Source organism: Rhodopirellula baltica SH 1 (assembly GCF_000196115.1).
GTDB lineage: Bacteria > Planctomycetota > Planctomycetia > Pirellulales > Pirellulaceae > Rhodopirellula > Rhodopirellula baltica.
In genome coordinates this window covers 7,044,336-7,060,491 of sequence record NC_005027.1, presented here as the reverse complement: position 1 = coordinate 7,060,491, position 16,156 = coordinate 7,044,336, and the positions used below count along the sequence as shown (strand labels likewise).

Below are 16,156 nucleotides of genomic sequence, written 5' to 3'. Positions count from 1 at the left end.
TTTATCTCCACAGCCACGCAAGAACAACCACGCAACAAGAAACATCCCCATGAAAGACACACCGAAGTTACCGCTGTTGATCGCGTTCCTTTTGATGGCAACGCCCGCGATGGCAAAGACCGAACAAGTCGCCATGCCCGGCGCCACCGCGGAAATTTACAAGACCGCTTCCGACGACGACTTTTTCATTTACCGGTTTGACCCGGAAGGTCACGATCCAGCCAAAGACAAACGGCCGGCAGTCGTGTTCTTCTTCGGCGGCGGATGGAACGGAGGCAGTGTGGACCAACTGGCACCGCAAAGTCGCTACCTGGCCTCTCGCGGAATCGTCGCGTTCGTGGCTGACTACCGCGTCAAGAGTCGTCAAAAGGTCACGCCCAACGCTTGCGTGGAAGACGGCAAGTCAGCCATTCGCTGGGTTCGTCAAAACTCAAAGCGACTGGGGATCAATCCTGAGCAAATCATCGCGGGAGGCGGATCCGCGGGCGGGCACGTCGCAGCGGCGGCTGGTTTCTGCGAGGGATTTGAAGCCGAGGGAGAAGATCATTCCGTCTCTTCCAAACCGAACGCGTTGATCTTGTTCAACCCGGTTTACGACAACGCAAAAGAGGGTGGTTATGGCTACGACCGGATCAAAGAGTGGTTCCCCGCCATCTCACCCGCCCACAACATCACGCCGGATGATCCACCCGCGATCGTCTTCCTGGGAACAAAAGACCAACACATTCCAGTCGCCACCGCGGAAGCCTTTCGTGACAAGATGATCGCCGCGGGCATCCAAACAGAACTTCACTTGTACAAAGGCCAACCGCACGGGTTCTTCAATCCAAAGCGAGGCGGCTTCAGCGACACGCTGGCAAAGACAGATCAATTCCTGGTCAAACTGGGATACCTCACCGGACCAGTTGACCAGCAACGGATCGAGGCACTCAATGTCAAATGACCAACCCATGCGGCACCGTTCGCCCAGTCAACTGATCCGTCTCGCGTTCATCACTGGATGCGTTCTGGTGTCGTGCCCCGCAACTGCGATGGCCGCGTTGTCGGTCGCGTCGCCGTTCACCGACAACGCGGTGCTGCAACAAAAGACGAAGGTGCCGGTTTGGGGATCGGCTGATCCTGGGACCGCAATCACGGTCGAGTTCGCCGGACAGACGAAGGAAACCATCGCCAATGCGGATGGAAAATGGACGGTCGAGTTGACTCCAATGTCTGCCAGTGCAGACCCGAAAACGCTGCAGGTCTCAAGCCCCGACTCAACCGTTTCCTTCGCCAACGTTGTCGTTGGAGAGGTCTGGATTTGCTCCGGACAATCCAACATGCAGTTCTCAACCGCAGCGGTTCCTGAAATCCAATCCTTGACCGCCACCTCGGAAAACATTCGATGCTTCGAAGTGAAACGAACGGTCGCGATGACCCAACAAGATCGCTTGGAAGGCAAATGGACTGAGCAGCCTCCCAATAGCGCCGTGGCGTTTTCGTTCGCCCACTTCTTAGAACAAGCTGGCGATGTTCCAGTGGGAATCATCCTGACGTGCTGGGGAAGCTCATCGATCGAAGCGTGGATGCCGCGAGAGATGACTGAAACGGTGCCGCACTTCCAAACGATGATGGAGGAATTCGATGCGGACACCGCCACCCAAGACCGGATCGCTTCTATCCTGAATGGCAAAAAGCCGTGGAGCCGAACCGACGATATCTTCCTGCGTCGCCAATCGAACATTCTCTACAACGCGATGATCCATCCGTTGGTGCCTTACGCTTGCCGTGGGCTGGTTTGGTACCAAGGCGAACGGAACACTCAGTCGATGTTTGGCATGCTGAAGGATCCTTGGTTCTCGAGAAACTCGGGCATGCTCAAGTATGGGGACACGCTCGTGGAATGGATCAAGCGGTACCGAAAGGAATGGGGCAACGAGGACATGCACTTCCTGATTGTGATGTTGCCCGGATATTTCAAACCGCTGCCAACCGGTCCTCAAAAGGGAGCCGAACATCCAAGCACTCACTCATGGGCTTGGATGCGAGAGTCGCAGTTGCAATCGCTTGACCTGCCACACACTTCCGTCGTCAACACAATCGACTTGGGCGACATCAAAAACATTCATCCGAAAGACAAACTGCCGATCGGTCAGCGACTGGCATGGCTGGCTTCTCGCGAAACGTTGGGGCACGCCATCGAAGCGGAGGGTCCGAAGATGAAACGCGTCGACGTTTTGGACGACCGATTGGTGGTCCACTTCGAACATGCCGAAGGCCTGCAAACTCTCGATGGAAAAGCACCTTTGGGATTTTGGTTGGCGGATGCTTCCCAGAAATGGGTGCCCGCAGACGCCGAACTGCGTGGTCAAACCGTGATCCTGAGTTCATCTGAACTGCTACACCCTCTCTACGTTCGCTACGCATTCGCGGGAAAACCAAAGGTGAACTTGGTCAACGCTGCGAAACTTCCCGCCTACCCATTCCGCACCGACACCTTCCAACCATGACATCATCCCCGTCCATGCACATGCCTTTCATAAATTCTTCTGCGATGAAACTTTACGCCGTCGCATTGATGATGCTCCTTGGTTGTGGCACGTCCGTCGCGGCGGAACGACCACCCAATGTGGTTCTGATCTTTGTGGACGACCTCGGCTACGGAGACCTGGGTTGCTATGGAGCGACCAAACTTTCGACACCGAACATCGATCGCCTTGCCGCGGAAGGAAGACGGTTCACCGACGCCCACTCCGCCTCCGCCGTCTGCACACCTTCGCGTTATGGGTTGCTGACGGGCCAGTACCCGGTTCGCGCGATGGGCGGCCAGGGAATTTGGGGGCCGCTTCCGACGACCTCCGGTTTGATCATCGACACGAACACGAAAACGATCGGAAAGGTTTTCAAGAACAAAGGTTACGCGACCGCCTGTCTCGGGAAGTGGCATCTTGGATTCAAAGAGGAACCCTGCGACTGGCAGGTCCCGCTGAGGCCGGGACCACAAGACGTTGGGTTTGACCATTACTTTGGCGTGCCATTGGTCAACAGCGGCAGTCCGTACGTCTATGTCAACGATGACAGCATCTTCGGATACGACCCGAGCGATCCGCTGGTGTACGGCGGCAAACCGGTTTCACCCACACCCATGTTTCCGGAAGAGGCATCGGTCAAAAGTCCCAACCGATTCAGCGGTGCTCTCAAAGCACACGAAATCTACGACGACGAGAAAACGGGAACGCTTCTGACAGAGCGTGCAGTGAAGTGGATCACCGAAAAGAAGAACGAACCATTCTTTTTGTATTTTGCCACTCCCAACATTCACCACCCATTCACCCCAGCGCCGCGTTTCAAGGGGACAAGCCAGTGCGGCCTGTACGGCGATTTCGTCCATGAGTTGGATTGGATGGTCGGCGAGATCGTTCAGTCGCTCGAAGACAATGGATTGACGGACAACACGCTTGTCCTTTTCACCAGCGACAACGGCGCCATGCTCAACCGAGCAGGACGCGATGCGATCAAGGCTGGACATCAACCCAACGGCGAATTGCTTGGGTTCAAGTTCGGCGTGTGGGAAGGCGGACACCGCGTTCCCTTGATCGCCAAATGGCCTGGCAAAATCAAAGCGGGGACTCAGTCCGATCAATTGATCAGCCAAGTCGACCTGTTCGCCACGTTCTCTGCACTCACCGAGCAGGAGATGCCATCGTCCGAGCAGAAAGACAGCATCAACATGCTACCTGCATTGCTAGACGACCCGAACGAACCCTTGCGGACGGAGTTGGTCCTTGCCCCACGCCAGCCACGCAATTTGGCGATTCGCAAAGGCAAGTGGTTGTACATCGGAGCCCGTGGCAGCGGCGGATTCAACGGTTCCAAACCGCAGCACCATGCCTGGGGAGGCCCCGCCGCGGTTCAGTTCTCCGGTCAAAAAAACAGCGACATCGTCAACGGTCGCATCAAAAAGAATGCTCCTCCCGCGCAGCTCTACGATCTGGAAAACGACCGGTCACAGACCACCAATGTCTTTCGCGAACATCCCGAAGTCGTGGAAGAGATGAAAGCCATGTTGGAATCCTATCGTCCCAAACAAGGATCCCAAGGCCAGCCGTCAAAGAAACCGACGCCCAAAAAGAAACCACGAGCCGCAAACCAACCTTCATCCCCTACCGCGTCCGTATCGCCTGCCGGTCGCGAGAAAACGGCGGAAACGACCAAGCCCAACTTCATCGTCATTCTCACGGACGACCAAGGTTACGGTGACCTCAGTTGCTTTGGGGCAAAGCATGTCGACACTCCCCGCATCGACCAAATGGCGGCTGAAGGATCCCGGCTGACCAGCTTCTACGTGGCCGCTCCCGTTTGCACGCCATCGCGAGCGGGACTGATGACGGGTTGTTATCCAAAGCGGATCGACATGGCGATGGGATCCAATTTCGGAGTGCTGCTTGCCGGCGATCCGAAAGGTTTGCATCCCGATGAAATCACGATCGCGGAAGTCTTGAAAACAGCGGGCTATCGAACCGGCATGTTTGGCAAATGGCACCTCGGCGATCAACCGGAGTTCCTTCCCACCAAACAAGGCTTTGATGAGTTCTTTGGCATCCCCTACAGCCATGACATCCACCCGTTTCATCCGAGACAAAACCATTATCACTTCCCACCCCTGCCTCTCTTGCAGAATGACACCGTGATTGAGATGGATCCCGACGCGGACTTCCTGACCAAACGCTTGACTGAACAGGCCGTCTCTTTCATCGAGAGAAACAAAGACCAGCCATTCTTTTTGTATTTGCCCCATCCAATCCCCCACGCTCCCCTGCACGCTTCGCCTCCGTTCATGGAAGGCGTTGCCGATGACGTCATCGCTGCGATTGAGAAAGAAGACGGGAACATCGACTACGCGACGCGTGCGAATCTGTTCCGTCAAGCGATCGCCGAAATCGATTGGTCGGTCGGGCAAATCCTCGATGCACTTCGATCCAATGGTCTCGACGAAAAAACCATGGTGTTGTTCACATCCGACAACGGCCCGCCGAAGAACACGCTCTACGCCAGCCCCGGCGAACTGCGTGGCCACAAAGGAACCACATTCGAAGGCGGCATGCGTGAACCCACCGTTGTCCGCTGGCCAGGACAAATTCCCGCGGGACACCAAAACGACGAACTCATGACAGCCATGGATCTGCTCCCCACATTCGCGAAGCTCGCCGGAGCCGCCATCCCAACCGATCGAGTCATCGACGGCAAAGACATCTGGCCCACGCTGAAAGGCGAAACGCAAACACCGCACGATGCCTTCTTCTACCACCGCGGCAACCAATTGGCAGCGGTGAGGTCTGGCAAGTGGAAACTTCATGTGAACAACGGCGTCGCCAAACAGCTTTATGACTTGGAGAATGACCTCGGTGAAAAGGTGAACGTCATCGAAACGAATCCGGAAGTGGTCAAGAAACTGCAACACCAACTGAAAGACTTCGCCGCTGACATTGCCAGCAACAGTCGGCCCGCTGCTTTCAATGCCAACCCAAAGTCACTTTCAAACTGAGAATACACGATGCCCACCTTTGTCCGATCCGGTGTTCCGAACCAGCGGCGCCAAAGCTGTTTTTTGATCTGTCTGCTGATGACCTTTGTCATGTCTTGGCAGGTTGGTTCCTCCATCGCAGCCGCTGACAGACCACCCAACTTCGTCCTCATCTTCGCCGATGATCTCGGTTACGGTGACATCAGTTGCTACGATTCATCGGGCGTGAAAACACCGCACCTCGATCAATTGGCCGCCGAAGGGTTTCGCAGCAAGGACTTCTTCGTCCCTGCGAATGTTTGCAGCCCTTCGCGGGCCGCGTTGTTAACGGGCCGCTACCCGATGCGATGCGGCATGCCGGTCGCCCGAAACGAAAACGTGGCGAAGTACAAAGACTACGGTTTCGCCCCGGACGAAATCACCATCCCCGAACTGCTCGGCCCCGCCGGGTACCGTTCCTTGATGGTCGGCAAGTGGCATCTGGGCATGGAACTCGAAGGCTCCCATCCTCTCGATGCCGGGTTTGATGAATACCTTGGAATCCCCAGCAACTACGAGCCTCGGCGAGGCAAGAATCACAACACGCTTTATCGAGGAAAACAAGTCGAACAGAAGAACGTTGCCTGTGAGGAGCTGACAAAACGCTACACCGATGAAGTGATCGATTTCATCGAGCGTCAGAAAGACGACCCGTTTTTCATTTATGTCTCGCACCACATTGTGCACAATCCGCTCAAACCCAGCCCGGACTTTGTCGGCACATCTGAAAAAGGAAAGTACGGCGACTTCATCAAAGAACTCGATCACAGCACGGGGCGGATCATGCAAACAATCCGTGACGCTGGCCTTGATGAAAACACGCTCGTCATCTTCACATCGGACAACGGCCCCACCCGCAACGGATCCAGCGGCGAACTGAGCGGTGGCAAGTACTGCACGATGGAAGGCGGGCACCGCGTCCCGGGGATGTTCCGCTGGACAAGCAAAATCGCCCCCAACCAAGTCTCCGACGTCACGCTGACGAGCATGGATCTGCTTCCGCTTTTTTGTGAACTCGCTGGAGTCCCGATCCCCGACGATCGCCAGATCGATGGCAAGAGCATTCTCCCGGTGCTCCTTGGCCAGACCTCCGAATCACCCCACCAATTCCTCTACTACTACAACGGAACCAACCTGCAGGCCGTCCGCGAAGGCAAGTGGAAACTGCACTTGCCACGCACGACGGACGACCAACCGTTTTGGTCCAAGAAGCCTGACAAGACGAAGGGCTTCGTGACGCTGAATGAGATGAGGCTGTTCAATCTCGACCGAGACCTGGGCGAGAAGAAGAACGTTGCCGATCGTCATCCCGAAATTGTTGCTCGCTTGAACGAGCAAGCGGAACTCATCCGAACGGAACTCGGCGACGTTCAAACCATCGGAACGGACCAATATCCCATCCGTTTATCGAACCCTCAGGAACGTTGACCCTTTCCATCTCGCTCTCGCAAACCAAAGACGTCTCTCGAAGAAACCATCGTGAAAACCAACATGCAAATACTTCTGTCACTCGCCATCCTCACACTGCTGGCGGTCCCAACCTACGCGGACGATGCCGTCGCTGTACCCACCGTGGTTGTCATGCATTCAGAACTCGAAGGCATTGGTGCCCAGCCCGGTGTCATGCGTCGAGACCCCAGCGACATCATTCGAGTCGGCGATCTCTACTACGTGTGGTATTCGAAAGGAAAGATCTCGCCGGGATACGATGCCACCGTTTGGTACGCGACTTCGAAGGACGGCCACCAGTGGACCGAGAAAGGCATGGCACTGGACAAAGGCGAACCCGGCAGTTGGGAGGGAACCAGCGTCTTCACTCCGAATATCCTGGTCGCTGAAGGACGCTATTGGCTGTTTTACACGGGGACGTCCAAGAAGTACGGCAAGGGGTTTCAACCCGACTCCAAAATCGGCATCGCGGTTTCGGATTCACCCGACGGCCCTTGGGAACGACTGGCCACCAACCCAGCTCTTTCGAACAGCCCCAACGCTGCTGATTTCGACAGCCACCTTGTCGACGACGCTTGCTTGATCGTCCGAGAAGGAAAGATTTGGTTCTACTACAAAGGCCGCCAACTGGGCAAAGGTCCTGGACAAACTCAAATGGGATTGGCGATCGCTGACAAACCAGAGGGCCCCTATGTGCGACATGAGTCGAACCCTGTCATCCCAGGCAACCACGAGGTTTTGGTGTGGCCTCAAGGCAAAGGCGTGGCAGCCATGATCGGCACGACAGGCCCAAAAGCGATCACCAATTCAATCCTGTATGCGGAAGACGGAATCCACTTCACCAAAACTCACAACGTCAAGAACGGCCCCTGGGCTGGCGGTGCGTTTCGGCCAGAGGCATTCACTCAAAGTGGTGAAGGCAAACTCCCGAAGTGGGGTGTCGAAATTGGAACGCCTCAACGCAAGCAAAGCGGTCGGCTGCCTTGCATTCAACGGTTCGATGTCACGGAGAAAGACTGAGATGCAGAAAATCACCTTCACAGTGCTCGCTGGATTGATGGGAACCGTCATGAGTTTGCATTCCGCCCCAGCCGTCGCGGTCGACGGATTCGCCGAAGACTTGGCGTTCATGCAGAATCATACCGACGTCGTTGTGCTGCACCGGGCGGATGCGGCGATCGCTGTCGCACCGGCCTACCAAGCACGCGTGATGACCAGCACGTTTGATCGCAAAGCCGGCCCAAGCTTTGGATGGATCAATCGCCCGGTCATCGAACAAGGCTTCCTTTCCGAAGACGAACGACAGGGCAAACTCGAAGAACACATCTACATCTTCGGCGGCGAAGAACGTTTCTGGCTCGGTCCCGAAGGCGGACAATACGGATTGTTTTTTGAACCAGGCACCCAATTCGAGTTCTCGGACTGGACGACGCCCCCTGCGATCGACACTGAGACCTACGAACTGGTCGAGCAAACAGACGTCTCCGCCAAATTCCAACACTCGGCGAAACTGACCAATCACAGTGGCACCAAGTTCGACATCGGGATCGAGCGCACCATCAAGCTGCTCAGCCCAGAAGAAGCAGCGGATCAGTTGCAGGTCGAGTTTGGTGAGGACCTGCGGGTCGTCGGTTATGAAACCGACAATCGAATCACCAACACCGGCAAGAATCCCTGGAAGAGCGATACCGGTTTGCTCTCGATTTGGATCCTCGGCATGTACAACCCTTCGCCCGAAACAACCGTCGTCATTCCGTTTCGCCCTGGCGATGAAGAATCGCTCGGCCCGAAAGTCAACGACGCGTACTTTGGAGAGGTCCCGCCCGACTACCTGCGCGTGGAAGATCAAGAACTGTTCTTCCGGGGCGATGGAACTCGCCGAGGAAAAATCGGCATCTCCGCGGAACGATCCAAAGGAATCGCCGGCAGTTACGATGCCGCAGGAAAAGTGCTGAACATCGTCACCTACAACGTTCAGGACTCTCCGAATGGATACGTCAATTCCATGTGGGAACTGCAAGACCAACCTTACGCCGGCGATGTCATCAACTCTTACAACGATGGTTCGCCCGAGCCTAACAAGCCGCCGTTGGGTCCGTTCTACGAATTAGAAACATCCTCGCCCGCCGCGGCGTTGCAACCCGGCAGCACGATGAAACACGTGCAGAGAACGTTCCACATTCACGGCACCGAAGCGGAACTCGAGCCACTTGCTCAACAACTGCTTGGCGTGACGCTAAAAGAAATCAAAGCGGCTTTCTAAGCTCACGCGTTTTGAAGTTGCGTTTTTTCGTTGAATGGCCAACGGCCTTCTTCAACATAGCCAGTGGGCAACGCCCCTGGGCTAGAAGAACACGGCCCCATTTTGGCCAACGGCCAAATTCAATCCAAAACGTGTGGGCTGATGTTGGCCGTTGGCCAACTCATTTCCCTTCGCTCTCGATTCCTGGGGCGATGCCCCAGGCTACGATAATGAAGGCCTTTGGCCAACAAAACCGATCCAAAAGCGCAACTTCAAAACTCACGCGTCGGGTTGTGATGGGTGGCCCTGGCCACTCTGACGGGCAAGAGTGCCCATCCTACGCCTTGAAACGGCACAACCGCTTGGGTCATTCCTCGCCCGGCAGGTTAAGGCTCGCGTTGCGAGCGTAGACCTTCGCAACGGCCGCATCGTCTTCACCGCCCAATCCCATTCCTGCGGCGGCCAGGAATTGCTGCAGCGCCGCAGCGGTCAGCGGAGCGGAAAACTTCGCGTCGCGAGCGATGTCCAAAACGATGCCCAGATCCTTGGGCCAAATGTTCACTTGGCTCAGCGGCGTGTAGTCGCCGGCGGCGATGTGCGGGCCACGGTTCTCGAGCATCCAACTGGTCCCAGCGCATTGCGGGATCACTTCCAGGAATTTTTCCGGTGACACGCCCTGGGTCATGCCAAACGTCATCGCTTCGGCCATCACGGCGATGTGCACGCCCGCGAGCAATTGATTGACCGCTTTCATGGCCGATCCAGCACCGACGTCCCCCAACCGAAAGACGATTTCGGCCATCGCGTCGAGCGCCGGACTCGCCACCTCGAACGCCTCATCCGAGCCCGCCGCCATGATCGAAAGTTGTCCCTTGGCCGACTTGGCAGCGCCACCCGAAATCGGAGCATCCAAGTAGTGCAAGCCGCGTTCATTGCACCGGCTGGCCATTTCACGTGCAAAGTCAGGAGCCACGGTCGCGCAGGCGATCACGACGCTGCCCTTCTTCATCGAACATGCGACTCCGTCCGGGCCGAACAACACCGCAGATGTCTGATCCGCATTGAGGACTGAAACAACCACGATGTCCAGCGTCTTCGCGACATCCTGGATATCGCCGGGCTGGCCACCATCGGCGCGAAATCGTTCGACCGGATTTGGAGAAATATCTGCCCCCCACACCTCGTGTCCGGCCCTCAAACAGGACTTGGCCATGCCATAACCCATCGCCCCCAAGCCAATCACAGCAATCTTCGTGGCAGTCGTCATGGATTTCTTTCTCTCGGCGTTGTTTGAGGTTGGGTCCCACCGTGGGCAGGACAACTCTTGGTGAATGATTGATCGAGTGCTCACGCAGCGATACAGCGGACCGGAGTGAATTGTAGATGAGATCCCCTTTCCGCCCCTGCGCAGATACGCACTTCTGCTACGCTAATGCGCATCAAAAAAACCTCGGACCGCCCTTGGGATCTCGCCCCGTGACAACCACTCCACGACCGCGACATGTTGGCATCCTTGTTGAGACCGACGATTCCTGGGGTCGCAATGTTGTCGAAGCCATCTGTCGATTTGGTCACTCGAGCGATTGGACGGTTCTGATTTCACCGCGTGACTCGCAAGGCCGCCTGCGCCTACCAAAAGTCTGGAATGGTGACGGCATCATCGCTTCATTGCGAACCGCCTCTTCGGTCCGCCACGTCAAAAGTCTGAACCTACCGGTGGTAGATGTCGGGATCATGATCCCCAAGTGCGATTGGTTCGCTCGCGTCGCCACCGATGACGCGGCTCGTGCCAAGATGGCCTTTGAACATCTTCGCGAACGAGGCCTGACTCACTTCGCCTGCTACGCGCCTCCGATTGGCCGTTACTCGGACGTTCGATCCGCGGCCTTCGTCCATGCCGTGACTGAGGGCGGGTACGAGTGCGCCATGTACGAAGCACCCCACGACGACAGCGCCGGTTGGTTGACGAACTATTCCAACGTGCGTCGATGGCTGTCCACTCTTCCGCGTCCGCTCGGGATCTTCGCCGCCGATCCTTACCCAGCCAGACAACTGGTCGAAATTTGTTCGGCCGACTCGATCCGAATCCCCGACGAATTGTCGGTGTTGTCTGGGGACGACGATGAACTGCTATGCAATGTCGCCACGCCCCAAATCTCGGCGGTCGAACTGGCCAGCCACCAGATCGGCGAAACGGCTTCACGGATGCTCGCGAAAATGATGAGCGGGAGTGCCACCCCGAAACGCGAAAGGCTGATTCCTCCGCTTCAGGTGCGAGGCCGGCACTCCACCGATATTCTTGCCATACCAGACAACGAAATCGCGGAGATTCTGCGTTACATTCGCGACAAGGCTCGCGATGGCATCACCGTCACTGATTTGCTGAACGAGTTCCCCATTTCTCGGAGACGTCTGGAACAGCGTTTTCGAGCGGAACTGAATCGCAGTCCCGCGGAAGAAATCCGTCGGGTTCGCATGTCTCACGTCGCTCGCCTGCTGCTGGATTCAGACAAACCCATTTCAACAATCGCGTATGAATCCGGCTTCGCGACGGGGGCGTCTTTGTCGCAAGCCTTCCGCCAGCATTTCGGAACCACTCCCGGCGAATACCGACGTCAAAACCACGCGACGTGAGTTTCCGAGAGCGCCCGGCACAACGAAAAATCGAAAGTGATTTGCGCGTCTGCGAATGGTTACGAGATCCCGATCGTTTATCCTTAAACCTCGCACCGGCACCATAACAATCCACCACGGTGGACCAGACCGCCATTGACACTCCACTCGACGCCTAACAGGCTGTTGATTTAGTCGCATACCGAATGACAATCATTAGCCGTTGGGCGTTAGCCCCGGTTGGCGTCTAATCAACCGCCGCTAACGCGGTGCGGCTCAATAAATCAACAGCCTGCTAACGCATTGAGCAGTGATGGCGTGCCAGCTTCCCACCCACCACCTCCCCCTCGGCAAACACGCATGACGGAATATCCGATGATCTTTCCGTTTGGTTTTCGATCTCCTTTTGTCGCATTTTGTTTCTTGCTGCTAGGCAACGTTGGCCTGGCCGACGAAGCGGAATCGCCCCACTCCGATCAGCAACAACGATCCGGCCCCGTCGACTTTGTTCGCGATATTCAACCAATCTTTCGCGACAACTGCTTCGAGTGCCACGCTGGGACAACGGAAGAGGGCGGCCTGAATCTAGGAATCAAAGCCAAGGCGTTCCAAGGAGGAGACAGCGACGAAGTCATTCTCGCGGGCAACAGCCAAGACAGCCTGCTGATCGAATTGGTCTCCGGCGGCAAAGACAACGCGTTGATGCCACCGGAAGGATCCGAACCTTTGACCGACGAACAAGTCGCCCTGCTTCGTGCTTGGATTGATCAAGGCGCGAACTGGCCCGACGACGCCGACGTCATCGATCCCAAAATGGATCGAGCCAAAACGCACTGGGCATTTCAACGACTACAAAATGTCGCTCCGCCTTCACGGTCCTCCGATGACAACTGGTCCCAAACCCCGATCGACTTGTTCATCAAGCATCGATTGGATGAGGCTGGCATCCGTCCTGCGGCCCCCGCCGATGCGAGAACGCTGATTCGGCGATTGTATTTTGACCTCAACGGGCTACCGCCAACCCAAGAACAGATATCGGAGTTTGCTGTAGCCCATTCGGTGAACCCGAAGACGGCTGTCCAAGATTTGGTCGACAAACTTTTGAGCTCGACTCGCTACGGCGAACGTTGGGGAAGGCATTGGTTGGACGTGGCTCGCTACGCGGACAGCGACGGACAAGAAGCCGACCAAGACCGTCCGCATGCATATCACTATCGCGACTTTGTGATTCAAGCCTTCAACGATGACATGCCCTACGAGCAATTCGTACGCTGGCAAATCGCAGGCGACGAGATCGAACCGGACAACGACGCTGCTGTTTCAGCCACCGGTTTCCTGACTGCCGGCACGTCTTTCAAATTGCCTGACTCGTTTCTCGAAAGTGAACGTCTCGCCAACCGCTACAACGAGATGGACGACGTGATCTCGACGTTGGGTGCTGGCATGCTGGGGATCACGGTCGCCTGTGCCCGTTGCCACGACCACAAGTACGACGCCTTCTCAGCGAAAGAGTACTACCAACTGCTGGGCGTTTTCCACAGCGGCGATCGCGTGTCCGACAAGTTGCCAAGCGGGAAAGACGGATTCTTTTTCCGCGACTTTGGCAAGGAACGTCAAACCACTTGGCTGTTCCGACGCAGCGACTTCTATGACCGAGAGATCGAAGTCGACATTGGTTTTCCCGCAATGCTTTCATCCGGAGCAGACGCCCATGACTACTGGGAAAAAGCCCAGGAAGCCTACAACGAAATCGGCGAGCCAAAGAGCACGCTGCAACGCCGTGCATTAGCGGATTGGATCACCGACACCGACCGCGGCGGCGGTGCGTTGCTGGCTCGCGTCATCGTCAATCGGGTTTGGCACCATCACTTTGGAAAGGGCATCGTTCACACGACAAGCGACTTTGGTGTCAACGGCGACGCGCCGTCTCACCCTCCATTGCTGGAGTATTTGACGAAAGCATTTGTTGACAGCGGTTGGAGCCTCAAGACTCTTCACCGTGAGATTCTCAGCAGTGCCGTGTGGCAACAGGCGAGCACCCGCGAAGCATCTGACGAACGAGGACTGGACGTCGACCTCGGCAATGAACTGCTTTGGAAGATGAACCCGCAGCGGTTGGAAGTCGAGGTGTTGCGAGACGCGATGCTCGCCGTCAGCGATACACTCAACCTGCAAGCGGGCGGCCCAGGGTACAAGCCTTACATCGCTCCGGAAGCCAACTTGGCCCGAAACATCCAAGGGGAAGGTTACCCCAAAGACGCCCCCGATGATGCGACCACGCGGCGGCGAAGTGTCTACATGTTCCACAAGCGTCTGATTCCCTATCCGATGTTCCAGGCATTCGACCGTCCGGATTTGATGACCAGTTGCGATCGCCGTCAGAACACCACCGTGGCACCTCAAGCCATGGTGATTCTCAACGATCGCTTCGTTCGCACTGTGGCGAGCGACTTTGCGAATCGCTTGATCAAAAAGCAATCCTGCGAGTTGACATCCGATGATGCAGAACTGAAACCAATCATCGCCGACGCGTTTGAGATGTCCTTTGCACGTCGACCAACGGACGCCGAAGTCGACGCATCCATGCAATTCATCGAAGCACAATCGATCGTGAGAACCGAACGAGACGAGCGTGATCCTCGGATCGAAGCACTGGCCGATTTTTGTCAGTCGCTCTTCGGACTCAATGAATTCATTTACATCGACTGATCACGCGATCGACTCGAAGCCGAACGATACGCTCACATCGCGGTGAAGCAAACCAGCCGCACCGCCTGAAAAAACTCACCGAGTCAAAGGTCAATCAACATGACAAAGAACTCTTTATTGTTTCCCTGCGGTCGTGTCGCGAACATGCTTAGTCGTCGCGAATGGCTGTGCCGCGCCGGTGCCGGGGCGGGAATGCTCGGATTGGCCAACTTGATGGCAGAGCAGAATTTGCTCGGCGCAGCGCCGGCAGAAACGCCATCCGCTCCGGTGACTTCACTCGCGCCACGACCGGGGCATTTTCCCGCGAAAGTGAAGTCGGTCATCTGGTTGTTCATGGAAGGTGCTCCCAGTGCCGTCGACATGTTCGACCGCAAACCAGAACTCGACAAACGAGATGGCGATACGACCGACATTCAAGCGTTCTTTGGAAATCCTGGTCCGCTGATGAAGTCGCCGTTTTCGTTCAAGCAATATGGCGAAAGCGGACAATGGGTTTGCGACCGATACACCAACGTCGCCAAGCACGTCGACAAAATGGCATTCATCAAATCTTGCTACAGCGAATCGAACGACCACGTCCCGGCGATCTACCAAATCAACAGCGGGCTGCCTCGTCCGGGTTTCCCCACCGCCGGAGCCTGGGTGACGTATGGATTGGGCAGCGAAAACCAAAACCTTCCCGGCTACGTCGTGTTGGGCAACACGCAGGGTGCCAAAGGCGGCCCTCACAACTGGGGCGCAGGCTTTCTTCCATCAACCTTTCAAGGAACGCTCTTTCGGTCCCAAGGGGCCCCGGTTCTCAACCTCAACCGACAACCGCAAATCACCAAACAAGACCAAGTCGCACAGCTTGACTTGATGGCGAAGCTGAACGATGAACACATGCGGCGTCACACGCGAGATGCCGAGTTTGCGAACCGAATGCAATCCTTCGAACTCGCGTTTCGAATGCAGAAAGAAGCCACCGAAGTCGTCGACCTTTCGCGTGAGACCAAAGAAACGCAGCAGCTTTATGGGATCGACCAGCCAAGATCGAAGTCGTACGGCTCCAAATGCTTGATGGCACGACGACTCGTCGAGAGCGGCGTTCGGTTTGTGCAGGTTTACAGCGACGGTGAATGGGACGCACACGACAACCTCGAAGAAAACCACACCCATCACTGCGCCGCGACGGATGTGCCCGTGGCGGGTTTGCTTTCTGATTTGGAACAACGTGGGTTGCTCGATTCGACTCTCGTGATTTGGGGTGGCGAATTTGGTCGCATGCCAATCTCACAAAACGGCAAAGGACGCGATCACAATCCCAAAGGCTTCATGCAGTGGATGGCGGGCGCCGGTATCAAAGGAGGCGTCAGCTACGGCGAAACCGACGAGATCGGATACGAAGCGGTCGAAAATCCCGTCAGCGTGAATGACCTGCACGCGACGATCCTTCACCTTCTCGGCCTGGACCACGAACGCCTCACCTACTTCCACAACGGACGCAGTTATCGACTGACGGATGTCGCCGGCAAAGTCATCCAGGAGATTCTCGCCTAGCAGGCTGTTGATTTAGTCGTATACCGAATGACAATCATTAGCCGTTGGGCGTTAGCCCCGGT

10 protein-coding genes are annotated in these 16,156 nt (G+C 56.3%); 9 read left to right on the top strand and 1 reads right to left on the bottom strand.

Features of this window, described 5'->3' with window-relative positions:
- Positions 1-49 precede the first annotated feature (49 nt).
- From RB_RS27315 to RB_RS27290, 6 genes are all read left to right on the top strand, one after another.
- Positions 50-943, top strand: a complete 894-nt coding sequence (locus tag RB_RS27315; protein ID WP_011124073.1) for an alpha/beta hydrolase — start codon at positions 50-52, stop codon at positions 941-943.
- Positions 933-2,489, top strand: a complete 1,557-nt coding sequence (locus RB_RS27310; RefSeq protein WP_164922611.1) for a sialate O-acetylesterase — start codon at positions 933-935, stop codon at positions 2,487-2,489. The genes RB_RS27315 and RB_RS27310 overlap by 11 nt, the downstream gene beginning before the upstream one ends.
- The gene (locus RB_RS27305; protein ID WP_011124071.1) at positions 2,486-5,524 is read left to right on the top strand and encodes a sulfatase-like hydrolase/transferase; all 3,039 of its coding nucleotides are present in this window, start codon (positions 2,486-2,488) and stop codon (positions 5,522-5,524) included. Before RB_RS27310 ends, RB_RS27305 begins: the two co-directional genes overlap by 4 nt.
- A 9-nt stretch (positions 5,525-5,533) precedes the next feature.
- Complete coding sequence (locus RB_RS27300) at positions 5,534-6,970, top strand: sulfatase family protein (protein ID WP_011124070.1); 1,437 nt, start codon at positions 5,534-5,536, stop codon at positions 6,968-6,970.
- Between the two features lie 63 nt (positions 6,971-7,033).
- Positions 7,034-8,011: a family 43 glycosylhydrolase gene (locus RB_RS27295; protein ID WP_231846045.1), complete on the top strand. Its 978-nt coding sequence runs from the start codon at positions 7,034-7,036 to the stop codon at positions 8,009-8,011.
- A gap of 1 nt (position 8,012) precedes the next feature.
- Positions 8,013-9,254: a DUF6786 family protein gene (locus tag RB_RS27290; RefSeq protein ID WP_164922607.1), complete on the top strand. Its 1,242-nt coding sequence runs from the start codon at positions 8,013-8,015 to the stop codon at positions 9,252-9,254.
- A 346-nt stretch (positions 9,255-9,600) separates the two neighbouring features.
- Here RB_RS27290 and ltnD read toward each other — a convergent pair whose 3' ends face one another.
- Positions 9,601-10,584: an L-threonate dehydrogenase gene (ltnD, locus tag RB_RS27285; protein WP_011124066.1), complete on the bottom strand. Its 984-nt coding sequence runs from the start codon at positions 10,582-10,584 to the stop codon at positions 9,601-9,603.
- 125 nt (positions 10,585-10,709) lie between these two features.
- Between ltnD and RB_RS27280 the strand changes: the two genes are divergently transcribed.
- The 3 genes from RB_RS27280 to RB_RS27270 all read left to right on the top strand — a co-directional run bounded on the left by RB_RS27280 (position 10,710) and on the right by RB_RS27270 (position 16,094).
- Positions 10,710-11,867 carry an AraC family transcriptional regulator gene (locus RB_RS27280; protein ID WP_193427756.1) on the top strand — a complete coding sequence of 386 codons (1,158 nt, stop codon included), beginning with the start codon at positions 10,710-10,712 and terminating at the stop codon, positions 11,865-11,867.
- A gap of 354 nt (positions 11,868-12,221) precedes the next feature.
- Positions 12,222-14,555 (top strand): DUF1553 domain-containing protein, encoded by a 2,334-nt coding sequence (locus tag RB_RS27275; protein WP_231846044.1) that lies wholly within the window; start codon positions 12,222-12,224, stop codon positions 14,553-14,555.
- A 99-nt stretch (positions 14,556-14,654) separates the two neighbouring features.
- The gene (locus RB_RS27270; RefSeq protein WP_011124063.1) at positions 14,655-16,094 is read left to right on the top strand and encodes a DUF1501 domain-containing protein; all 1,440 of its coding nucleotides are present in this window, start codon (positions 14,655-14,657) and stop codon (positions 16,092-16,094) included.
- The last annotated feature ends 62 nt before the right edge of the window (positions 16,095-16,156 follow it).

Excerpts from the sequence above, each read along its gene's own strand:
- RB_RS27290 (WP_164922607.1), top strand. The coding sequence starts at position 8,013 with ATGCAGAAAATCACCTTCACAGTGCTCGCTGGATTGATGGGAACCGTC.
- RB_RS27270 (WP_011124063.1), top strand. The coding sequence starts at position 14,655 with ATGACAAAGAACTCTTTATTGTTTCCCTGCGGTCGTGTCGCGAACATG.
- RB_RS27305 (WP_011124071.1), top strand. The coding sequence starts at position 2,486 with ATGACATCATCCCCGTCCATGCACATGCCTTTCATAAATTCTTCTGCG.
- RB_RS27275 (WP_231846044.1), top strand. The coding sequence starts at position 12,222 with ATGATCTTTCCGTTTGGTTTTCGATCTCCTTTTGTCGCATTTTGTTTC.
- RB_RS27315 (WP_011124073.1), top strand. The coding sequence starts at position 50 with ATGAAAGACACACCGAAGTTACCGCTGTTGATCGCGTTCCTTTTGATG.
- RB_RS27310 (WP_164922611.1), top strand. The coding sequence starts at position 933 with ATGTCAAATGACCAACCCATGCGGCACCGTTCGCCCAGTCAACTGATC.
- RB_RS27300 (WP_011124070.1), top strand. The coding sequence starts at position 5,534 with ATGCCCACCTTTGTCCGATCCGGTGTTCCGAACCAGCGGCGCCAAAGC.
- RB_RS27295 (WP_231846045.1), top strand. The coding sequence starts at position 7,034 with ATGCAAATACTTCTGTCACTCGCCATCCTCACACTGCTGGCGGTCCCA.